Source organism: Saccharospirillum sp. ABV4_185 (assembly GCF_056159245.1).
Genome location: NZ_JBSWUW010000001.1, coordinates 1,810,974 through 1,831,481, shown reverse-complemented (window position 1 = coordinate 1,831,481; position 20,508 = coordinate 1,810,974). Strand labels below are relative to the sequence as shown.

Here is a 20,508-nt window from a genome sequence, read left to right as displayed (position 1 = left end):
TCGCCTCCCCTTGCAACTCGCTCGGCAACAACCGTGATTCATCGGCTTTCACAAACTCCCTCTTACCAACTAACTCCCACTTAAGCGTCGCCATAAATCGTATTCAACAGCGCCGCCAAGCGCACCGCTGCTTTTTTCAGTTGCACCTCTAATACCGGCAACGCCTCGCGTCGATAGGCGGCATCGTATTCGCCGCGCACCGCCAGCGGATAAGCCACCTCCATGGCGATCTGATGCGTCTCCCAGGCCCAATCGACCACACTCATCGAACTCAGCCACTGCTGCGCTTCTTCGTCGGTAATCTCCCGCTGATAACGCTGCGCCGTGGCAAACACCGGCGCATCCAGCTCGCGGTACAACGACTGGGTCCACACCCAGTTCAGGTTAACCCGCTCCAGCTCGCTGGTTTTCAGCGCAATCAGCCGCCCGGCCTGGTCACGCGCCAAACCCGCATTCACAGGAATGTGCAGGTCGGTCATAAAGTGAATCAGATACTGCAGCGCGCGGCGCTTTTCCGCCTTCTCATAGCTGTTACGAATCAGCACCAAGCGGCTTTCCAAAATGGCACCCACCACACAGCGATTGCGCGGACAGTGTTTGGCAGCCTCAAAGCCTTCATCCTCGGCATCGAACAGCACGGTGCGCAAATCCTCCGCCGGCGCATGCTCTTCCGCCCAACTGGCCAGGTTGACCAGATCGGTGCGCCAGTGCTCGCCATACAAATCTTCCAGGGCGGCACGTGCGCCCTCGTTCAGCCGCAACTCAGCCAGCTGCACCACCAGCCGGTGGCCCTGCTCATTAAAGGCGCTGGCGGAACCGGCCAGGCACAGCAGCAGCGCTGCCAGAATCAGCCGCGGCGACTGTTTTTCTCGGCGAGCCAACCGACCAGGAAGAAGGTGACGATAACGATCGGCGCCAGCCAGTAAGGCCCGGCCGACAGCAGAATGCGACGTACGAAGGGAATCAAAAAGACGGTCAAGGCACCGTATCCAAATGCACATAGGGCTACAAACACCAGAGTCCGAATGATGAAGTGCGCGCCCCGTATCATGCTCCAGACGGCGCGATTAAGGTTATTACCATAGATCACCAGCAAGGTGGCGACCAGAGCCGCGGCGACAAAGGTCAGATGCGGGCGGATCAAGCCGGACAGATACGCCAGCAGGTCGGTCAGAACAGACATGAATTGCTCCATCAGCCAAGGAATTCAGTCAGACAACACTGTCCAACAACACAACAGCCGATGACTCTACCACAAGGATAAAAACACCGGCATGACAGGGTTCGCGACTTGAGCGGGAGGAAAGCGAAGGTCAGAAACGACAAAACCCGCACAAAGCGGGTTTCGGGAAGAAGTGGTGCCGGCACCAAGAGTCGAACTCGGGACCTACTGATTACAAGTCAGTTGCTCTACCAACTGAGCTATGCCGGCAACGGCTGCGTAATATAGTGATTTGCAGTCGGGCCGTCAACATCCATTGCACAACAAGCAGTTGATTCCCAACGGTTTTTCAGCCTGAGCCGGTTGCCCGGCTCAGCTGCGGATCTCAGCCCTTCTTGACCTGGGCAGCGACCTGCTCCAGCGCCTTGTGGCGGACGTCCTTGCCTTGCACCAGGAAGATCACCGATTCGGCCACGTTGCGGGCGTGGTCGCCGATGCGTTCCATGGAGCGCAGTGACCACATGACGTTCAGGGCGCGGCTGATGGAACGCGGGTCTTCCATCATGGTGGTGATCAGCGAGCGGATCGCGGTGCCGTATTCCAGATCGACGGCCTTGTCCTGATGCAGGACGTTCAGAGCGCTGTCGGCATCCAGACGAGCGAAGGCGTCGAGCGAGTGCTGCACCATCTGGCGTACCTGTTCGCCGATATGACGCAGCTCCACATAGCCCTGTGGGCCTGAGCCGGTGTCGGCCAGTTCCAGCGTATGGCGTGCGACCTTGGAGGCTTCGTCGCCGATGCGTTCCAGGTCGTTGACCGCCTTGGTCACAGCGATGACGAAACGCAGGTCAGAAGCGGCCGGATGACGTCGCGCCAGAATGCGGGTGCACTCTTCGTCGATGTCGATTTCCATGCTGTTGACCGTCTGATCGGTCTCAATGACGCGCTGCGCCAGGGCAGTGTCCATGTCCATCAGCGCTTTGATGGCGTCTTCGACCTGCTGTTCAACCAGGCCGCCCATCTGCATCAGGTTTTTGCGCGCCTCTTCCAGTTCGGCGTTGAACTGAGTGGAGGTGTGCTTATCGAATTGCATCTTGTCCATGACGTTATCCTCTGGGATCAACCGAAACGACCGGTGATGTAGTCTTCGGTGAGTTTGTGGCTGGGCGAGGTGAAGATATGGTCGGTTTCGCCAACCTCGATCAGTTTGCCCAGGTGGAAATAGGCTGTGCGCTGAGAAACCCGCGCCGCCTGTTGCATGGAATGCGTCACGATGGCGATGGTGTAGTTCTGCGACAGTTCAGCGATCAACTCTTCGATGCGCGCTGTGGCAATAGGATCCAACGCCGAACACGGCTCGTCCATCAAAATCACTTCCGGCGAAATGGCGATGGTGCGAGCGATGCACAGACGTTGTTGCTGACCGCCGGAAAGACCGGTCGCCGGCTTGTCCAGACGGTCTTTAATTTCTTCCCACAAACCGGCTTTGCGCAAGGCTGTTTCCACCACTTCGTCGAGTTCGGCGCGGCGCGATACCAAACCATGAATGCGCGGGCCGTAGGCGACGTTGTCGTAAATCGATTTCGGAAACGGGTTCGGTTTCTGAAACACCATGCCGACTTTGGCGCGCAGCGCGACCACATCCATATTCTTTTTATAGATGTCTTCGCCGTCGAGCAGGATATCGCCCTGAACACGGCAGATGTCGATGGAATCGTTCATCCGATTCATGGTGCGCAAAAAGGTCGACTTACCACAGCCGGACGGGCCGATCATGGCGAGCACTTCGTTCTTGCCGATGTCCAGGCTGACGTTGTCGATAGCCTGAGCATCGCCGTAAAAAACGTCGACCGAACGGGCGCTCATGCGCGGATCATCAACAAGTGCCGGGCCCACGGTGCCTTCCCAGTTTTCCAAAACGGGATGGCGGCTTTCCGGCTTGCTGATGGCGTTGTCGTCCATCGATTGATCGGTGTACTGGTTTGAAATTGTCATCTATATATCTCCAGTTCGGGCAAGGCCTGGCCTTACCAGCGACGCTCGAATTTTCTACGTAAAAAGACGGCCAGCAAATTCATCGCTGCCAGGAAGCCCAGCAGCACCATGATGGCGCCCGATGTTTTGGCGATAAAGGCCCGCTCGGGGCTGTCCGACCAGAGGTAAACCTGCACCGGCAACACCGTGGATGGGTCGGTAAAACCACCCGGAATATCGACGATAAAGGCAACCATGCCGATCATCAGCAGCGGTGCCGTTTCACCCAGCGCTTGCGCCATACCGATGATGGTACCGGTCAGCATGCCGGGCATGGCCAGCGGCAGAACGTGATGCATGGTCACCTGCATTTTCGACGCGCCCAGGCCAGTGGCGGCTTCGCGAATCGACGGCGGCACCGCACGAATGGAAGAACGCGCCGAGATAATAATGGTCGGCAGCGTCATCAAGGTGAGTACCAGACCACCGACCAACGGCGCCGAGCGCGGCAGACCGAAGAAGTTGATAAAGACCGCCAAGCCCAACAAACCAAAAACGATGGACGGTACCGCCGCCAGGTTGTTGATGTTGACTTCGATGATGTCGGTCAGGCGATTTTTGGGCGCAAACTCTTCCAGATAGATGGCCGCTGCGACGCCGATCGGGAAGGACAACAGCAAGGTCACCACCAGCGTATAGAAAGAACCGACCACCGCGCCCCAGATGCCCGCGGTTTCCGGGTCACGCGAATCACCGTTGGTGAAAAAGACGGTATTGAACCGGCCCTTCAATTCGCCGGCTTCTTGCCAGCTGTCAATCCAACCCAGTTCCAGATTGCTGATGCGGCGTTCGGACTCCGGCAGATCGCGATCGATGATGCCTTTGCGCAGCAAATCCAGATCGTCATCAGCCAGCACCCAGAGGCGCTCGGTCTGACCCAGCAGTTCGGGGTGAGCCTTGAGACGGTCGCGCAGTCGGTATTCGGCCGAACCACTGACCAGAGAGGTCAGCGCGCGGGTATCCTGACGGCCGGACACGTCCGGGAAGCGGTCCAACAAAGCCTGGCGCACCACGCTGCCGTAATCGCCCTGGCTCAATTGATCCGGGTCGGTGGCGTCGTCGATGTACAGCACTTGCGGATCGTAGGTGACTTCCAGCTCTACATAGGTGGTCCAGAAAGCCGACAAACCCTGGCTGAAAATGGTCGACAGCAGGATCACCAGAAAGCCCAGACCGGCGGCGATGGAAGCAATACCGTAGGCCTTGAAACGCCACTCGCGGGCATAACGCGCCTTGAGTTTGGCGTGCAGCCGCTCCTGCTTGACGCTTGCCAGTCGTTCGATGGCGTCGAGTTTTTGATCAGTCATATTGCTCGCGGAACCTCTTCACGATCGCCATGGCGACGACATTCAACATTAGGGTGGTAAAGAACAGCATCAGACCCAGCGCAAAGGCGGACAGCGTTTTCGGGCTGTCGAATTCCTGGTCGCCGACCAGCAAGGTGGCGATCTGCACCGTCACGGTGGTCACCGCTTCCAGCGGATTGGCGGTCAGATTGGCGGCAAGACCAGCGGCCATCACCACAATCATGGTCTCGCCAATAGCGCGCGACGCTGCCAGCAGAATACCGCCCATGATGCCCGGCAAAGCCGCCGGAAAAATCACCTGACGGATGGTTTCGCTGCGCGTTGCACCCAAGCCATAAGAACCATCGCGCAGACTGTTGGGCACGGCGTTGATGACGTCATCGGACAACGAAGAAACGAAAGGAATGATCATGATGCCCATCACCAGACCGGCGGCCAGCGCCGATTCGGCAGAAACGCCATCAAAGCCGATGCCGGCAAAAATGTCGCGCACCACCGGCCCCATGGTCAGCGCCGCGAAGAAGCCGTATACCACCGTCGGAATACCGGCCAGCACTTCCAGCAAGGGTTTGATGATGTTGCGGACGCGCGGTTTGGCGTATTCGGCCAGATAGACCGCCGACATCAAACCGATCGGCACCGCCACGAACAAGGCGATGGCCGCGATCATTAGGGTACCGACGAACAGCGGTATGGCGCCGAAGGCACCGGACGAGCCGACCTGATCGGCACGAATGGCGATCTGCGGGCTCCATTTGGTACCAAAGATAAAGTCGAAGAACGGAATGGCCTGGAAGAAACGGATGCTCTCGAACAACACCGACAGGATGATACCGATGGTGGTAAAGATGGCGATGGTCGAGCACAGCAACAGCAGGCTCTTCAAGACGAACTCAAACTGCGGGCGGGCACGCAAAGTCGGCCGCGTGAATAGCCAGCCGACCACAGCACCGGCGATCATGGTCAGCAGCGTCAGCACCACTTTGAACAACTGACTGCGCTCACGCATGTGCTCAAGCAGTTCGGCTGCTTGGAGCAACATCGGATCGGAACCGGCCAACAGCGAACCGGAGTTGATGTTCTGAATTTTGGCCAGCGTCAGGTTCATCTGCGCCGAACCCATCTCACCGTAGCTTTCCGGCAGGAAATCCATCACGGCTTTGATGATGATGCGCTCTTCCAGGCCAACCCAGACCGCCAATAAAAGGAAGCCAGGCAGGACTGCCCAAACCGCCGCCATCAAACCATAGTAGTTAGGCAACGAATGCAGGTATTTGATCTTGGCGGTACCGCCGACCAGCTGGATGGAACGCGCCCGACCCAGGGTATAAGCGATCGCCGCCAGAGCCACCATAACCAGCATCAGCGTCGAGGTTTGCATCAATAGAGCTCCAAAGTTTGCGATATGTCCGGGTCAGTCAGCGCACGCCCTGACTGACCCGGAAACACCGGTTGGTCACCTTCCGACCAGTGCGTTAAACAACTGTTCATTCAATCACTGCGTTAAACAACAACGGGAGAGCCAGTGGCTCTCCCGATCAATCACTGCATCAAACCGGGCGCTTAGAGTTCCAGCGGTTCCAGGTTGTCGACAGCTTTTTTCATGCGCGAGTATTCAGCGTTGTCCAGCGGGATCAGACCACGGTCAACCAAGTAACCGTTAGAACCGATGGCACGACGGTTGGTGAACTCGGCAACGTATTCTTCAACACCTGGGATCACGCCAACGTGCGCTTTCTTAACATAGAAGAACAGCGGACGGGAAACCGGATATTCACCACTGGCAATCTGTTCGAAAGTCGCTTGCACGCCTTCTACAGCAACGCTCTTAACGCGGTCAGAGTTCTGGTCCAGGAATGAGAAACCGAAGATGCCCAGGGCAGTCGGGTCGTTTTCCAGACGAGAAACGATCAGGGTGTCGTTTTCACCGGCTTCGATGAAAGCGCCGTCTTCACGCATGGTAGCGCAGACTTCACCGAACTTGTCTTCATCGCTGTCTTCCAGAGCGGCGATGGCGTCAAATTCAGCACAGCCTTCTTCCATAACCAGTTCAACGAAGGCGTCACGAGTACCGGAAGTCGGCGGCGGACCGAAAACGCGAATAGCGTGGTTCGGCAGGTCGCTGCGGATGTCGCTCCAGTTTTCGTACGGGTTTTCTACCAGGCCATTACCGTTCGGGTTCGGCACAGTAGCGGCCAGCGCCAGGAACAGTTCAGCTTTGGAAACGTCCATGCCTTCGCCGTTAACGCTTTCAGCAACAGCGATGCCGTCATAACCGATCAGCACTTCAACAACTTCTTCTACGCCGTTCGCCGCACAGGTTTCCAGCTCGGAAGCCTTGATGCGACGAGAAGCGTTGGTGATGTCAGGAGTAGATTCACCCACGCCCTGGCAAAACAAACGGATACCACCGCCAGAACCGGTTGATTCGATAGTCGGGGTAGCATAAGAAGTGGTCTGACCGAACCGTTCGGCCACAACAGTGGCGAAAGGATAAACGGTCGAAGAACCGACGATGCTGATCTGGTCACGGGCTTCGGCAAAAGCGGTGCCGGACAGAGACGCGGCCATAGCTGCCACCAGGGTGGCGCCAATCATTGTTTTCTTCACTGGTAACCTCCAGTTAGTTCATCACTGAGTGAAGCCCCGACCTTTCCCCTTGGAAACGCCAGTGGCTTCATGGGCTCGCAAGGGATGCTAGGTGCGTCGGATGACAACTGTATGAACTAAAGATGACAGTATTATGACAAGCTGTCATTGTTGCTTTTGTGACCACCCATGGCCGGTTTTTGACCATATCCGAGGTACTTTTTAACCATATCCAAGGTACGGCGACGCCGTTATACTGGCGCTCTTATCCACCTTACTATCCACCCAACAACGACAATAACGAGCCAGAGTCATGAGCAAACTGGACGCCACCAATCCAGAACCCCGCGGTGAATTGCAATTACGCGTCGTCGCTCAACCCAAAGACACCAACACCAACGGCGATATTTCCGGTGGTTGGCTGGTCACTCATATGGATATGGCCGCCAGCGTTGCTGCCGGCCGCATCGCCCGGGGCCGGACCACCACCATGGCCATCGGCGACATGGCCTTTGTCCGGCCGATCAAAGTCGGTTCGGTGATTTGCTGCTACACCCATATCCTGGGCATGGGCCGCTCCTCCATTCGCATCGGCGTAGAAGTCTGGTGCCGCATGCCCGAAGACGCCGAACGACAGAAGGTGACCGAGACTGAATTCGTCTACGTCGCCATCGACGAACAGCGCCGCATTCGGGCGCTGCCGCAAGCGGAGTTGGAAGTCAGCCTGAGTAATCACTGAGGTAGACGCACCCGCCGTCATGTTTTGTTGTCAGCATTTTCTGCGCTGATGACATTTTTATTACAGAAAAAGGCCTCTATAATGCGCGCCCAGTTCGCATAACAGAGGACAGCGACATGGCTGCCGACAGTCCATTGATGGCGCTGTTTGGCCGATCTCCGGTCAAGCCCATTCAAGAGCACATCAAAAAAGCCCACGCCTGCGCCGAACGCCTGCTCGACTTTTATGACACCGCGCTCAGCGGTGACTACCAAGCTGCCGAACAGGTTCGCCTCGACATTGCCGGATTGGAAAAAGACGCCGACAAGCTGAAAAAGGACATTCGGGTTCACCTGCCCAACAGCCTGTTTATGCCGGTGCCCCGTTCGGATCTGCTCGAACTGGTGACCCAGCAAGACCGCCTGGCCAACCGCGCCAAGGACATCGCCGGCATCATGGTCGGTCGTGAAATGGCCATTCCCGCACCGCTGCAACCGCTGATGCGTGAATACCTGGAAGCGGCCATCGCGACCAGTGCCAAGGCCGCCGACGCTTTGGCCGAACTGGACGAATTATTCGAAACCGGATTCGGTACCAAGGAAATCACTCTGGTGTCCAAACTGATCGACGCTCTGGATGATCAGGAACACCGCACGGACGAATTGGAAATCAACATCCGCAAGGCCCTGCGTGCCGTGGAACTGGATCATCCGCCCATTGAGGTGATGTTCCTCTACCGCGTCATCGAGTTGATCGGCGATCTGGCCGATGTCGCTCAGCGCGTAGGCGCCCGCCTGCAAATCCTCATGGCTCGCTGATTCAGCGGGCCTTTCTTTTATGTACTGTTAAGACAGAGGACAGCGCATGACCATCATTGCCGAATATGGCCCATGGTTCGTTCTGCTCGCCTGCGTTTTTGGTTTTTTCATGGCTTGGGGTGTTGGCGCCAACGATGTCGCCAACGCCATGGGCACCTCGGTCGGTTCGCGCGCCCTGACGGTGCGCCAGGCCATCGTCATCGCCATGATTTTCGAGTTCGCCGGGGCTTACCTGGCAGGTGGTGAAGTCACCGGCACTATCCGCAAAGGCATTGTCGATGCGTCGGTGCTCGAAGGCTCACCCGAATTATTAGTCTACGGTATGATGTCGGCACTGCTGGCGGCCGGGATCTGGTTGGTAATCGCTTCTTATATGGGCTGGCCGGTGTCGACCACTCATTCCATTGTCGGCGCCATCGTCGGCTTTGCCGCCGTCGGCATCGGCGTCGACTATGTGCAATGGGGCAAGGTAACGACCATTGTCATGAGCTGGGTGATATCGCCACTGCTCTCCGGCACCATCGCCTTCCTGCTGTTCCGCTCTGTTTATCGCCTGATTCTCAATACCGACGATCCTTTCGCCAACGCCAAGCGCTATGTACCGGTCTATATGTTTCTGACTGGTTTTATCATCGCCATGGTGACGCTGACCAAAGGTCTGAAACACGTCGGCCTGCACCTGTCCTTCCTGTCCAGCCTGGCGCTGGCCGCGCTGGCGGGTCTGGTGATTCTTGGCCTGGGTTTGCTGATGCTGCGCCGCGTTCAGGTTGACCCCGAAGCCGACCGCGCCTTCCGTTACGCCTCTGTTGAACGCGTGTTTGCCGTGTTGATGATATTCACCGCCTGTGCCATGGCCTTCGCACACGGCTCTAACGACGTCGCCAATGCCGTGGGACCACTGGCGGCGGTCATCAATGTTGTTGCCAATCACGGCGATATTGCCGCTCAGTCGGCGATGCCGGCCTGGGTATTGCTGATCGGCGGTGCGGGGATTGTCGTTGGTCTGGCGACCTTTGGTTACAAAGTGATGGGCACCATCGGGCGTCGCATTACCGAGCTCACGCCCAGCCGTGGCTTTGCCGCTGAGCTGGCTGCCGGTACCACCGTGGTGCTGGCCTCAGGTACCGGCTTGCCGATTTCGACCACCCACACTCTGGTGGGCGCAGTGCTCGGTGTCGGTCTGGCGCGCGGTATTTCCGCACTGAACCTGCGGGTTATCGGCACCATCGTCGCTTCCTGGGTGGTCACCCTGCCCGCCGGCGGTTTGCTCGCCATCCTCTTCTTCTTTATGTTTAAAGGAATGTTCGGCTAAGCCGGACGTCACCGGAACGTAAAAGCGCCGTTTTGTGAGCTCGATCGGCTCACAAGGCGGCTCCGGTCGATTATAATCCCGCGCCCTTTTGAACCGCCGGCTGTTCATGTCGAAACTGTCGTTCACATCGCTGTTGCGAATTCTGGCTCTGTGTTGCCTGTCGCTGGTGTTGTTCAGCCTGTTGCTGACGGTGCCGCTGCGCTGGATCAATCCGCCGATCACGGCCTTTATCCTGCTCGACGGCGATGCTTCTGCCAGCCAGATGCGCCAGCACTGGACGCCGCTCGATCAGATCGACGCTGACATGCCAATGGCCGTGGTCGCCTCGGAAGATCAGCTGTTCCCCACCCATTTCGGTTTCGATTTCAGTTCTATCTGGGAAGCGATTCACGAAGAAGACGGCCCGATGCGCGGCGCCTCCACCCTCAGCCAGCAACTGTCGAAAAACCTCTATCTGTGGTCCGGCCGCAGCTTGTTCCGCAAGGGTATTGAAGCCTGGTTTACGCTGTTGATTGAACTGACCTGGCCCAAGGAACGCATTCTGGAGGTTTATCTGAATGTGGTGGAGTTCGGCCCCGGTATTTATGGCGTGGGTCAGGCCAGCGAGACCTTTTTCGGTAAATCACCCAGTCAGCTGACACGCTATGAGGCGTCTTTGCTGGCGGCGGTATTGCCCAACCCCAAGCGCTTATCGGCGCAGCGCCCATCCGACTACGTCTATAAGCGCGCCTACGATATCCGCAACGCCATCCGCTACCTGGGTGGCCCCAGCTATCTGGCTGGCATTCTCTGAACGTTCAGCAATGGTTGTCCGTCGGGCAATGCTGTGGCTGGTATTCCAGTTGCAAGGTGGTGTGACCGATGCCGAAATCGTGCTGCAACAGTTCGCTGGCGCGATGAATCAGAGCGTCGTCATCGGCCGCCTGCCGGCGCACCAGATGCGCTGTCAGCGCGGTTTCCGTGGTACTTAACGCCCAGACGTGCAGATGATGCACATCCAACACATCCGGCAGTTGCTCCAGGGCCATTTCCACCTGACGCAGATCGATATTCTTCGGCACCGCATCGACCGCCAGATTCAGCGATTCGGTCAGCAACGACCAGGTGCCAACCAGAATGACAGCGGCAATCACCAGACTGACCAGCGGGTCGATCCAACTGATACCGGTCAGCAGAATCAAACCACCGGCAATCACCACCCCCAGAGAAACCGCCGCGTCGGCCGCCATATGCAAAAAGGCGCCGCGAATGTTCAGGTCGTGCTGGCCCTTCATAAAGAGCAGCATGGTCAGGGCGTTGATTACCGTGCCGATAGCGGCAACGCTGATCACCGTCAAACCGGCGACCGGTGCCGGCTCACTGAACCGCTGCAGCGCCTCCCAGGCGATGGCACCGACCGCCACCAGCAACAGCAGCGCATTGGCCAGCGCCGCCAGAATGGTGGTTTTCTTCAAACCGAAAGTGCGCAATCGACTGCTATGACGCCGGGCCAGCACACTGGCACCCCAGGCCAGCAACAGACCGAGCACATCGCTGAGGTTATGGCCGGCATCGGCCAGCAGCGCCAGCGATCCGGCCCAGAAACCGTACAGCGCCTCAATCACCACAAAGCCAAGATTCAGCGCCACGCCCAGCGCAAAGGCCCGGTTATACTGCGCTGGAGCGTGAGCATGAGCGTGACCGTGCGCAGCGTTATGCCCGCTGGTCGAACCGTGATGATGTGACATCAAAACATCTCCTCAAGGACTTGAGGCTTATTAAAAACCCTCAAGTCATTGTAGGTTCAAGCCCCATCTTCGCGACCGGGCAGACGGCAGTATATAGTGGCGCTTTTGCCGACGGACCGAACCACCATGACCGCCTCCCCGCGCCTGATCAGCTTCACCCTCTTGGCCCTGGTCGCCTTCGCCGCCAACTCCGTGCTGTGCCGCTGGGCTTTGGGTGACGCCACCATTGATGCCGCTTCCTTTACTGCCGTACGGCTGGTTGCCGGCGCCCTGGCACTATTGCTGCTGGTTAAATTGAGTAGCCACAAACTGCCGCTTTATCGCGCTGTCAAAGCCGGCTCTATTTCCGGCGCAGCCTGGTTGTTTCTCTATGCGGCGGGCTTTTCCTTTGCCTACATCCAACTCGATACCGCCACCGGCGCGCTGATCCTGTTCGGCACCGTGCAACTGACGCTGATCGGCATCAGCCTGTGGCAAGGGCATCGTTTGAACAGCATCGAATGGGCCGGTGTGTTCGCCGCCTGTGCGGGTTTCGTCTATCTGATTCTGCCAGATCTAACCACACCATCATTGCGAGGCATGGTGTTAATGATGGGCGCGGGCATCGCCTGGGGTTTGTATACGCTCAACGGTCGCGGCTCCAGCCAGCCGCTGCTCGATACTGCCGGCAATTTTGTGCGCACCGCGCCGCTGGTCTTGCTGTTATTTGTGCCTTTTATTGAAACCGTGCAAATCAGTCAGCAGGGTTTCTGGCTAGCGGTGCTTTCCGGCACCCTGGCTTCCGGCTGCGGCTACGCGCTTTGGTACGCGGTGCTGCCGTCACTCAGTGGTGTTCAGGCGGGTATCTTGCAGTTGTCGGTACCGCTATTGGCGGCCGCCGGTGGCGTGCTCTTGGTGGGGGAAAGGCTGGACCCACGTCTGGTGCTGTCCAGCATTTTGTTACTCGGCGGCATCGCCCTGGTGCTGTGGGGGCGACGCCAAATCAAAGCGTGAAATAGCCGTCAATAAGGTGCTTCATCGTTGCGATTAAAATCGCGCATGAAGATGTCCCAGAAGGTCATGAATAAGGCGGCGATCAAGGGACCGATCACAAAGCCATTAATTCCCATTAAGGCGATACCACCCAAGGTAGAAAACAGCACAACGTAATCAGGCAGTTTGGTGTCTCGTCCGACCAGAATGGGGCGCAGAATATTATCAGCCAAGCCAATGACCACCATACCGTAAGCCACCAGCACGATGCCGGAAATCCAGGAACCACTGGCGATCAGGTAGATCGCCGCCGGGGCCCAAACCAGGGCTGCGCCAACGGCCGGAATCAGCGACAAAATCGCCATCAGCACACCCCACAAAATCACCGCAGGTATGCCCAGAATGGCAAAAATGATACTGCCCAGGGCGCCTTGAACGACGGCGACCACCAGGTTGCCTTTGACCGTTGCACGGGTCACTTCTGCGAATTTATCGAACAGCCGATGTTCGCGTTCATCACCAAGCGGCAAGGCACGAATAAAGAGTTCAATCAGTTTTTGGCCATCGCGCAGCAGGAAAAACGCCAGATACAGCATCAAGCCAAGGTTCAACACTAGGCTCATGGTGTTCTGACCGATACTCAGCGTTTCCTGAGCCAGGTACTGGCTGGCGGTGACCGCGAAATCCGACAGGCGCTGACGGACATTCTCGGTATCAATACCCGCTTTGTTCAGCAATTCTGGAACCATCGGGAAGGCCGTACGCAATTGATCGAGAATATCGCCTGTTGAGATGTCGCCCTCCTGAATACTCTGAAACAGGTTAACGGCTTCATTGACCACCTGCATAACGATCAGCAGTACCGGCAAAACCACGATGACAACGCAACACAATAAAGTGATCAGTGCCGACACGTTACGGCGATTGCCAGTAAGCCGTAGGAATCGTGTCTGCAGCGGATAAAAAATAACGGTAATGGCGACGGCCCAGAAAATGGCGCCCCAAAAAGGTTCTAATACAAAGAAAAAAGCCAGGCTGACGAGCAGTAATAAGAGCAGAAAAAACCGGTTTTCGAGTGTTTGCCTCATGGCAGTGGGTTCCCTGAATACTCAGTCTGCCACCTTACTCGAAAGCCGGTTTTCTTACAGCATTCCGTCATCGTTTTACACTTGGAAACGTGACGCCCGTTGCGATAATTCATTCGCCACCGAAGCCAATTCCTGCGACGACATTTCGATCGCTTTGGCCTGTTCTTCGGTACTCAATGTCTGCTCACTGATCTGAACCACGTTGCTGTTGATGTTCTGGATCACCGCGCTTTGCTGGGTGGTTGCCGCAGCAATCTGCTGGGTTTGGTCGGACAGCTCGTCCAGCGCCTGACGAATTTGCCCGAACGATTCGGTGACCTCAGCCATCTGGTCGGTGGTGCGGCTGGCATAACTGCGACTGTCATCCATCACCTGATAGGCCTGTTCGGCGCGTTGCTGCAAGTGTTCAATCTTGCCGCGAATTGCCTCCGTGGATTCCTGCGTTTTGGACGCCAGGGTGCGCACTTCATCCGCCACCACAGCAAAGCCACGACCCTGCTCGCCGGCACGCGCCGCTTCGATCGCTGCATTCAGCGCCAGTAAGTTAGTCTGGTCGGCAACGCCGGTAATGACTTCGACGATCTCATCGATGCTGCGCATCTCGATGGCCAGCGAGCGTATGACCTCGGCGGCCTCGCCCACTTCCGATACCAGTCGATCGGTCACTTCACGGGTGGTGTCCAGCGTCTGCTGACCACTTTCGGCATTCTGTCGAACGCCGCTGGCCAGGTCGCTGGTTTTCTCAGTGTTGCGCGCCACATCATCAAAGGTAGCGGTCATTTCTTCGATGGCTGCAGCAATGGAATCGATGGCGCTCAACTGCTGCTGAATTTCACCGCGGGTGGTGCTGATCGACTGACTGAGCTCTTCACTGGTAGCGTTCAGTACTTCGCTTTGATCGTGAACATCGAGAATGACCGAACGGGTTGAATCGAGCAGTGAATGCAGCGACTGTGCGATCTGGTTGACCTCCCAACTCGGCTGGGTTGGCAGGCGCCGCTTCAGATCGAGATCATCCGAGACACCCAGGGTAAATTGAGTTACCCGCGCCACTGGTCCGGAAATCTGCGAGCCGATGCGCCACGACAGCAATCCCAGCACCACCAGTACGCCTGCCGCGCCGAGCAATACCCAGCGTTGCAGCTGGAAGTAACGCTTGTCGATATCGTGGGTGTACATGCCCGTCACCAGGGTCCAGTTCCAGGGCCGGTAAGCGACGCCAATACTGAGCTTGGGTTGCGGCTGTGCTTCACCCACCTTGGGCCACAGGTAATTAAAACGGCCACGACCATTACCCGCCTCAACAGCGCGCTCAATGCCCACCATCACCGCCGTACCTTCGCTGTCGAGAATCTGCCGGCCGTCGCTGCCCATGATCTCTGCCGAGGGATGCTGCAGCACCCGCAATGACCGGCTGTCGAGCGTGAAGACGTATTCGTCTTGCAGATAACGCAACTGATTCAACAATCTGATGACTTCAGACTGGGCTTCGGTTTCGCTCATATCACCGGCCCGAACCTGTTCTCGAAAACCATCCAGCAAGGTCACAACGCTGTCCAATTGTGCCTGCATCAACTGGGCACGATCTTCGATCATTTGCTCACGCACCACACCGAGCAATGACAGCACAACACCGATCAAAGCGACCATGGCCAGACCGGACAATAGCGCCAAACGATGAAAAATCTTCAGACGACTGAACATAAGGCAGGAACACTCCACAGCAGGAGGTTGGTACAACTCGGCTTTATCAACCGAACCCGCCTCCAATCTATGGGTGAAAAGGTGTGAAGCAAGTCTCAGAGTTGATCCGAGTCAGAGTGAATGAAAAAAGGTGACTTCCGGCCTAAAACAGGCGCTCACGAAAAATAAAGAAGACCGCACCGAGCAAACACAAACCCGCCCAGAGATAGTCCAGTTTGAGTGGCTCACGCAGGTAAAAAAGTGCGAACGGCACGAACACACTGAGGGTAATGACCTCCTGCAATATTTTCAGCTGTCCCACCGAGTAAACCGTATGACCGATACGATTCGCCGGTACCTGCAACAGGTATTCAAACAAGGCGATACCCCAGCTGAACAGCGCCGCAATGATCCAGGGTTTGTGATTAAGCGCCTTAAGGTGGGCGTACCAGGCAAAGGTCATAAAGACGTTGGAACAGGTCAGCAACAGGACGGTGATTACCAGCGGCGGCACGATGTTAACTTCCAATAAAAAGGGTCAGCCAGTGTAATACTGGACTGACCCCGAATCATCTTGATGCGCTGTTAAACGACACCCGTCGCTACAAAGAGGATTGCAAAAACCGCAGTTCATCCACCAAACGATCGCTGTGAATCACCAACTGGCTGAGCACATCCTGCTCATCATCGCTCCAGTCAAGATCTGCCGCTTCATCGACTTCGCTGCGCCACTGGGCTTCAGCTTCCATCAGCCGTAACACCAAAGTCGCTTCGGAATGCACCCGCGACTGAACCCAGTCACTGATGGCCTTGAGCAAGGCCCGTTCCTGATTTCCAGCCTGCGGCAACTCACCGCGAGCACGTTCCATGGCCTCAATTCGTCCCAACATAGCGCTGCGCGCTTCTATAGCACGTCGCAACAGCGTCTCGGTGGGTGCGGACACCACTTCCTGATCGACCAGATCCTGATAGCGTTCGATCAATTCCAGACCGTGGGCATGTATGCCCGCCAGTGCCGCCCCATACTCATCGCGTAAGATCGACATCCTGGCCTCCTCGCCTCGAACCCTGGTTGATCGGGCACAAAGCCCGACGTTAACGGCTTCATCATGGCGCCACTGCTGTAAAAATAAAGCCCCGACCAAGTAAAGGCGCTAAGCTGGTTGAAAAATAGCCAATCAACCGTATCTTAGACAGCACACGTTCGACCAGGGAGGCTAAACAATGCCCATCGAACCGACTGGCAGTCTCAACAACCTCAATCCGCTGAACCGTCAGGACAGCCTGAACGCGCCCCAGACACGTGCCGCTGAACAGACGACACCAGCGCCCCAATCGCCCAACCAGAACGCTGTTCAAGCTGACGTTCAGGTCGATACCAGCATCGACAGCCGCCGTGCCGCCATCCGCTCTCAAGTGCAGGAAGCCAATGAACTGGCGGTCTCGCAGCAGGACAGAGGCGAGGTGCTGGAGCAACTGCGCGGCGAGCGCGAACGTCTGGCTCAAGGTTCTAACGACGCCGATGACTCGGCAGAACAGCCGGGAAGCCAGCGCCTGGTAAGCGAAGACACCTTTGCTGCGCTGGAGCGAATCCGCGCCCTGGCAGTGGAAGATCCCTTTGGCACCGGCTCAGCCGACGCCGGCCCGCTGGCTGACAACGGCTTTTTCGTGCGCAGCCGTCAGGACGCGGTCGATACGCTGGACCAGGCCATCAGTGCGCTGGAGCGTCAGTCCGATCTGGATACCGGCCGTTTGGAAGAGTTGCGTGAAACCTTCAATACCAACCAGGACGCCACCCTGAGCGAGGGCAACAGCGCTTTCAGCGATAGTGAAGAGGCCGGTTCAGCGGCCGCTCAACTGGCACTGGATATTCGTGAACAAACGCCGACCGATCTGTTCGGCTTAGGTGAGGAAGATCGGGAAACCGTACTCAGTGCACTGCAACCTTAAATCACTGAAGCATGAAAAACGGGCCAGCGACTGATGACATCAGCGCTGGCCCGTTTTTAGTCAAGCGCGCAAAAAGGTTTCACGCTGCTCGTTGAAGGTGGCCAGCCAATCCATCAACTCATCGTAAGGCAACGCCTTGGCCAGGCAATAACCCTGAATGCAGTGACAACCCATGGCTTCCAGTAAGGCCACCGAAGCCGGGTCTTCAACACCCTCGGCCAGTACCGTCAGCTTCAACTGCTGCGCCATCTCGATGGTCGAACGGACGATGCATTGATCGTCTTCATCCGTGGCCAGATTCAAAATAAACGCCTTGTCGATTTTCAGTTCATGCACCGGCATCGACTTCAGCTGAGCCAGCGATGAAAAGCCGGTGCCGAAGTCGTCCATCGCCAGCTCGACGCCAGCATCATAGAGCCGCTGAAGATTTTTCAGCGCCCGCTCGGTATCGGCCATCATGGCGCTTTCGGTGACTTCGAGAATCAACTCTTCGCCCTTCAAACCGTGTTGTTTGATGCGCGCCAACAAACTGTCGACAAAGCTGTCTTTAAGAATGTCCTTGGCCGACAGATTCACACTGATACCCAGGTCCGGATAACCCTCGGCCTGCCAGCGACGCATCTGACGAATGGATTCATCGAACACCCAGTCGGTAATCAGCGTGATGTCACCCGATTGCTCAGCCAGGGGAATGAATTCGTCCGGGAACATCCGCCCGAGCACCGGGTCGTGCCAGCGAATCAGCACTTCCACCGAGCGCATACGTTGATGTTCCAGGCTGTATTGCGGCTGGAACATCAACTGGAAACCGCCTTCGGCGATGGCGTGCTGCAAGCGGTTGGTCACGGTGATGCGCCGCAGATGACGCTCATCCTGACCTTCCTGATAGGTGGCAAAGCTGTGCCCTAAATGACGCGCTTCGCTGATCGCCAGGTGAGTGCGCCGCATCAGATCTTCGTAATCGCTGGCCTGCTGCGGACAGAACACCATGCCCAAGCGCGCTTCCACCTTGATTTCCAGGCTGTCGTGGCGGAATGCGTCGTCAAACAACGCCAGGTAACGCTCGGCTTCGGCAGTGGCGCCGGTTTCGGTCAGACCATCGATCAACAGCAGAAACTCATCGGTACCGATGCGACCAACGCGGTCGGATTCGCGACAGGCATCGGCCAAACGGCTGGCCACCTGCGGCAGCACAGCGTCCATCACCGCCAGGCCGTAGACATCGCTTAGATCGTCGTAGTTGCTCAGTTGCAGCAACATCACTGCAAAGGGTGCTTCGGGTTGACTGCTCAGTCGCTCACTCAACTGCCGACCGAATTCATCGCGATTGGGCAGACCGGTCAGCAAATCATGCTGCGCCTGATAGAGAATATGGCGTTCGCGTTCCTGAATGGCGCTTTGCATGTTATCGAGCGTATCGCCCAGCACCGCAAATTCGTCGCTGCCCTGCAAAGCCACCGGCTGGGTGTAATTACCGCGGGCAATACGGCGCGCTGCCACTACCAGCGCATTGATCGGCCGGCTGATACCACTGGCGATCAGGGCCGTGGCCAACGCCGCCAGCGCCAACGCAATGGCAGCGATGGCGAGCATCTGGTTGCGCAGGCTGTCGTAAGCGGCCAGCGCTTCTTGCAGCGACACCGACAACAACATACCCAGTTGCTGACCATCGCGATCTTTCAAGACGCCTTGCCGGCTCAACCAACCGGCTTCACTGAAGCGATCGGTCGCCTGGCTGAGTACTGCGCCGAAATCACCGTCCAGAGCATCCAGCGGCAGGTTGGCATTGAGGGTGGTAAAGGCGCGCACAGGCGCCGATTCGCCGCCGCGAAACAGCAGCGTTAGATTGGTGCCGGTAATGCCCCGGAACCGCTCCAGCAGTGCTTCATCCATGATAAAACCCATGCCCACCCAGGCGATCAGCTGGGGCGCCTGCACCGGCACCATCACCAGTTGGTATGGCGCATCGTCGGCCAGCGTCAGCACGCTGAAGGCTTGTTCTTCGCGGTTGATCGATTCACGCAACTCAGCCAGTTCAGCAGCGATATTGTGAGTGCTGATCAACACCTCACCGGCCGGGTCCATCAGCACGATCATATCAGCGCCAACCCGATCCCCATGGTTGGCCAGCACGCTGACGATGGTGCCTTCTTCGTTGGTGGCGATGGCCTGTTTGAAACCAAAGTCTTCCGCCAACAAGGTGGTGCGGTCAGTCAACTGACGGCTGTTATCCACCAACAGCGTATCGAAGACGCGTTCAGCCACCGCCAGTTCGCGGTTGGCACCGGCACGCGCATTGGCATCGGTGGCGCGTAATACCGCCCACAGCGTCGTGGCCAATGTCAGCCCGAGCAGGCTGAGGAAGATCAGTAACAGCCGGGTGCGAAAACTAATTGCCATCGGACTGATACCTTTGCAGGCGGTCGTACAAGCTCGACGGCGACTGCGACGGATCATCAACACTCAGTTCAAAAGGTAACTGGATTTCCAGACGATCGGCATCAGCATCGGCGAGGTCAGCAATGGCGAGTTGGAAAGGCTCATCCATGTCCGGATGCCAGATCACCAGATAAGGCGACTGCTCGGCATTGAACGCCGGCAAAGTCACTTCGCCGCTGGCGTCGGTTTGACCATAGAGAGCGCCTTCAACGACATAGATATAACCGCGCATGGAATCGTGGATGTTGCAGCCCAAAGCGACCAGACCGGCTTTATCGAACTCAACCGGCGGCGCATCGTTGCCTTTATAAAGCTGCAATTCGAAGGTCTTGGCGGCAGAGAAAGAGTAGACGTGGTGGCGCGTTTCATCGCTGTTGGGGAAACGTACCTGGGTGCCGACGCGAATCACCGCGATTTCCGGCACGAAAGCAATGTCGACCTGATCGACAATGGCTTCTTCCGGTAGCGGCGGCACCTCAACAGCCGCCGCGCCTTTGAGTTCAACAACCGCCTCGCCGACATCCTGACCACCTTGATCGGTCAGATGCAACGTTGGCAAGGTTGCCGCCATAACTGTGACCGGCCCCAGCGACGCTGCCAACAACAACGCCGCACCGGTCAACCATCCCTTGTTCATCGACTTCACCCTAATACATTGTCTGCGGATAAAGATCACTATAACCGAGAATGATAGTGATCGCGCGAGGGA

20 protein-coding genes and 1 tRNA gene are annotated in these 20,508 nt (G+C 57.2%); 6 read left to right on the top strand and 15 right to left on the bottom strand.

Going from position 1 to position 20,508, the window contains the following annotated elements; genetic code table 11:
* Positions 1-80: 80 nt before the first annotated feature.
* The 8 genes from ACXAE6_RS08595 to ACXAE6_RS08560 all read right to left on the bottom strand — a co-directional run bounded on the left by ACXAE6_RS08595 (position 81) and on the right by ACXAE6_RS08560 (position 7,113).
* Positions 81-881 carry a S1/P1 nuclease gene (locus tag ACXAE6_RS08595; protein ID WP_475146541.1) on the bottom strand — a complete coding sequence of 267 codons (801 nt, stop codon included), beginning with the start codon at positions 879-881 and terminating at the stop codon, positions 81-83.
* On the bottom strand, positions 848-1,183 hold the full coding sequence (locus ACXAE6_RS08590; protein ID WP_475146540.1) for a DUF3392 domain-containing protein: 336 nt from the start codon (positions 1,181-1,183) through the stop codon (positions 848-850). Before ACXAE6_RS08590 ends, ACXAE6_RS08595 begins: the two co-directional genes overlap by 34 nt.
* Positions 1,184-1,356: 173 nt before the next feature.
* Positions 1,357-1,432 (bottom strand) — tRNA-Thr (locus ACXAE6_RS08585).
* 115 nt (positions 1,433-1,547) lie between these two features.
* Positions 1,548-2,264 carry a phosphate signaling complex protein PhoU gene (gene phoU / locus ACXAE6_RS08580; RefSeq protein ID WP_475146539.1) on the bottom strand — a complete coding sequence of 239 codons (717 nt, stop codon included), beginning with the start codon at positions 2,262-2,264 and terminating at the stop codon, positions 1,548-1,550.
* A gap of 17 nt (positions 2,265-2,281) precedes the next feature.
* Positions 2,282-3,157: a phosphate ABC transporter ATP-binding protein PstB gene (gene pstB / locus ACXAE6_RS08575; RefSeq protein ID WP_475146538.1), complete on the bottom strand. Its 876-nt coding sequence runs from the start codon at positions 3,155-3,157 to the stop codon at positions 2,282-2,284.
* A gap of 32 nt (positions 3,158-3,189) precedes the next feature.
* Positions 3,190-4,503: a phosphate ABC transporter permease PstA gene (gene pstA, locus ACXAE6_RS08570; protein WP_475146537.1), complete on the bottom strand. Its 1,314-nt coding sequence runs from the start codon at positions 4,501-4,503 to the stop codon at positions 3,190-3,192.
* The gene (gene pstC, locus ACXAE6_RS08565) at positions 4,496-5,884 is read right to left on the bottom strand and encodes a phosphate ABC transporter permease subunit PstC (protein ID WP_475146536.1); all 1,389 of its coding nucleotides are present in this window, start codon (positions 5,882-5,884) and stop codon (positions 4,496-4,498) included. Before pstC ends, pstA begins: the two co-directional genes overlap by 8 nt.
* A gap of 182 nt (positions 5,885-6,066) precedes the next feature.
* A complete protein-coding gene (locus ACXAE6_RS08560; RefSeq protein ID WP_475146535.1) occupies positions 6,067-7,113 on the bottom strand; it encodes a substrate-binding domain-containing protein in 1,047 nt (348 codons plus the stop codon).
* A 292-nt stretch (positions 7,114-7,405) separates the two neighbouring features.
* On the opposite strand from ACXAE6_RS08560, the gene ACXAE6_RS08555 reads away from it, so the two are divergent.
* The 4 genes from ACXAE6_RS08555 to mtgA all read left to right on the top strand — a co-directional run bounded on the left by ACXAE6_RS08555 (position 7,406) and on the right by mtgA (position 10,733).
* The gene (locus ACXAE6_RS08555) at positions 7,406-7,831 is read left to right on the top strand and encodes an acyl-CoA thioesterase (RefSeq protein ID WP_475146534.1); all 426 of its coding nucleotides are present in this window, start codon (positions 7,406-7,408) and stop codon (positions 7,829-7,831) included.
* 116 nt (positions 7,832-7,947) lie between these two features.
* On the top strand, positions 7,948-8,628 hold the full coding sequence (locus ACXAE6_RS08550) for a TIGR00153 family protein (protein ID WP_392801552.1): 681 nt from the start codon (positions 7,948-7,950) through the stop codon (positions 8,626-8,628).
* A gap of 46 nt (positions 8,629-8,674) precedes the next feature.
* Positions 8,675-9,940 (top strand): inorganic phosphate transporter, encoded by a 1,266-nt coding sequence (locus ACXAE6_RS08545; protein ID WP_475146533.1) that lies wholly within the window; start codon positions 8,675-8,677, stop codon positions 9,938-9,940.
* Positions 9,941-10,046: 106 nt separating this feature from the next.
* Complete coding sequence (gene mtgA / locus ACXAE6_RS08540; RefSeq protein ID WP_475146532.1) at positions 10,047-10,733, top strand: monofunctional biosynthetic peptidoglycan transglycosylase; 687 nt, start codon at positions 10,047-10,049, stop codon at positions 10,731-10,733.
* Between the two features lie 4 nt (positions 10,734-10,737).
* Here the strand turns inward: mtgA and ACXAE6_RS08535 are convergent, their stop codons facing one another.
* Positions 10,738-11,667, bottom strand: coding sequence for a cation diffusion facilitator family transporter (locus tag ACXAE6_RS08535; RefSeq protein ID WP_475146531.1), 930 nt, complete (start codon positions 11,665-11,667; stop codon positions 10,738-10,740).
* Positions 11,668-11,793: 126 nt separating this feature from the next.
* Between ACXAE6_RS08535 and ACXAE6_RS08530 the strand changes: the two genes are divergently transcribed.
* Positions 11,794-12,660 (top strand): DMT family transporter, encoded by an 867-nt coding sequence (locus tag ACXAE6_RS08530; protein ID WP_475146530.1) that lies wholly within the window; start codon positions 11,794-11,796, stop codon positions 12,658-12,660.
* 8 nt (positions 12,661-12,668) lie between these two features.
* Here the strand turns inward: ACXAE6_RS08530 and ACXAE6_RS08525 are convergent, their stop codons facing one another.
* The 4 genes from ACXAE6_RS08525 to ACXAE6_RS08510 all read right to left on the bottom strand — a co-directional run bounded on the left by ACXAE6_RS08525 (position 12,669) and on the right by ACXAE6_RS08510 (position 16,456).
* Positions 12,669-13,727, bottom strand: coding sequence for an AI-2E family transporter (locus ACXAE6_RS08525; protein WP_475146529.1), 1,059 nt, complete (start codon positions 13,725-13,727; stop codon positions 12,669-12,671).
* 75 nt (positions 13,728-13,802) lie between these two features.
* Positions 13,803-15,431 (bottom strand): methyl-accepting chemotaxis protein, encoded by a 1,629-nt coding sequence (locus tag ACXAE6_RS08520; protein WP_475146528.1) that lies wholly within the window; start codon positions 15,429-15,431, stop codon positions 13,803-13,805.
* 142 nt (positions 15,432-15,573) lie between these two features.
* On the bottom strand, positions 15,574-15,924 hold the full coding sequence (locus tag ACXAE6_RS08515; RefSeq protein WP_475146527.1) for a DMT family protein: 351 nt from the start codon (positions 15,922-15,924) through the stop codon (positions 15,574-15,576).
* A gap of 88 nt (positions 15,925-16,012) precedes the next feature.
* Positions 16,013-16,456, bottom strand: a complete 444-nt coding sequence (locus tag ACXAE6_RS08510; protein WP_392801525.1) for a hypothetical protein — start codon at positions 16,454-16,456, stop codon at positions 16,013-16,015.
* 178 nt (positions 16,457-16,634) lie between these two features.
* On the opposite strand from ACXAE6_RS08510, the gene ACXAE6_RS08505 reads away from it, so the two are divergent.
* Positions 16,635-17,360, top strand: coding sequence for a hypothetical protein (locus ACXAE6_RS08505; protein ID WP_475146526.1), 726 nt, complete (start codon positions 16,635-16,637; stop codon positions 17,358-17,360).
* Between the two features lie 60 nt (positions 17,361-17,420).
* On the opposite strand, the gene ACXAE6_RS08500 is transcribed toward ACXAE6_RS08505, so the two are convergent.
* Together ACXAE6_RS08500 and ACXAE6_RS08495 are read right to left on the bottom strand one after the other, a co-directional pair.
* On the bottom strand, positions 17,421-19,760 hold the full coding sequence (locus ACXAE6_RS08500) for a putative bifunctional diguanylate cyclase/phosphodiesterase (RefSeq protein ID WP_475146525.1): 2,340 nt from the start codon (positions 19,758-19,760) through the stop codon (positions 17,421-17,423).
* On the bottom strand, positions 19,750-20,436 hold the full coding sequence (locus ACXAE6_RS08495) for a methylamine utilization protein (RefSeq protein WP_475146524.1): 687 nt from the start codon (positions 20,434-20,436) through the stop codon (positions 19,750-19,752). Before ACXAE6_RS08495 ends, ACXAE6_RS08500 begins: the two co-directional genes overlap by 11 nt.
* Between the last annotated feature and the right edge of the window lie 72 nt (positions 20,437-20,508).

Coding starts and splice junctions, on each gene's coding strand:
- ACXAE6_RS08495 (WP_475146524.1), bottom strand. CDS start 20,436: ATGAACAAGGGATGGTTGACCGGTGCGGCGTTGTTGTTGGCAGCGTCG.
- phoU (WP_475146539.1), bottom strand. CDS start 2,264: ATGGACAAGATGCAATTCGATAAGCACACCTCCACTCAGTTCAACGCC.
- ACXAE6_RS08500 (WP_475146525.1), bottom strand. CDS start 19,760: ATGGCAATTAGTTTTCGCACCCGGCTGTTACTGATCTTCCTCAGCCTG.
- ACXAE6_RS08530 (WP_475146530.1), top strand. CDS start 11,794: ATGACCGCCTCCCCGCGCCTGATCAGCTTCACCCTCTTGGCCCTGGTC.
- ACXAE6_RS08505 (WP_475146526.1), top strand. CDS start 16,635: ATGCCCATCGAACCGACTGGCAGTCTCAACAACCTCAATCCGCTGAAC.
- pstB (WP_475146538.1), bottom strand. CDS start 3,157: ATGACAATTTCAAACCAGTACACCGATCAATCGATGGACGACAACGCC.
- ACXAE6_RS08525 (WP_475146529.1), bottom strand. CDS start 13,727: ATGAGGCAAACACTCGAAAACCGGTTTTTTCTGCTCTTATTACTGCTC.
- pstC (WP_475146536.1), bottom strand. CDS start 5,884: ATGCAAACCTCGACGCTGATGCTGGTTATGGTGGCTCTGGCGGCGATC.
- ACXAE6_RS08590 (WP_475146540.1), bottom strand. CDS start 1,183: ATGTCTGTTCTGACCGACCTGCTGGCGTATCTGTCCGGCTTGATCCGC.
- ACXAE6_RS08520 (WP_475146528.1), bottom strand. CDS start 15,431: ATGTTCAGTCGTCTGAAGATTTTTCATCGTTTGGCGCTATTGTCCGGT.
- ACXAE6_RS08545 (WP_475146533.1), top strand. CDS start 8,675: ATGACCATCATTGCCGAATATGGCCCATGGTTCGTTCTGCTCGCCTGC.
- ACXAE6_RS08535 (WP_475146531.1), bottom strand. CDS start 11,667: ATGTCACATCATCACGGTTCGACCAGCGGGCATAACGCTGCGCACGGT.
- ACXAE6_RS08510 (WP_392801525.1), bottom strand. CDS start 16,456: ATGTCGATCTTACGCGATGAGTATGGGGCGGCACTGGCGGGCATACAT.
- mtgA (WP_475146532.1), top strand. CDS start 10,047: ATGTCGAAACTGTCGTTCACATCGCTGTTGCGAATTCTGGCTCTGTGT.
- pstA (WP_475146537.1), bottom strand. CDS start 4,503: ATGACTGATCAAAAACTCGACGCCATCGAACGACTGGCAAGCGTCAAG.
- ACXAE6_RS08555 (WP_475146534.1), top strand. CDS start 7,406: ATGAGCAAACTGGACGCCACCAATCCAGAACCCCGCGGTGAATTGCAA.
- ACXAE6_RS08550 (WP_392801552.1), top strand. CDS start 7,948: ATGGCTGCCGACAGTCCATTGATGGCGCTGTTTGGCCGATCTCCGGTC.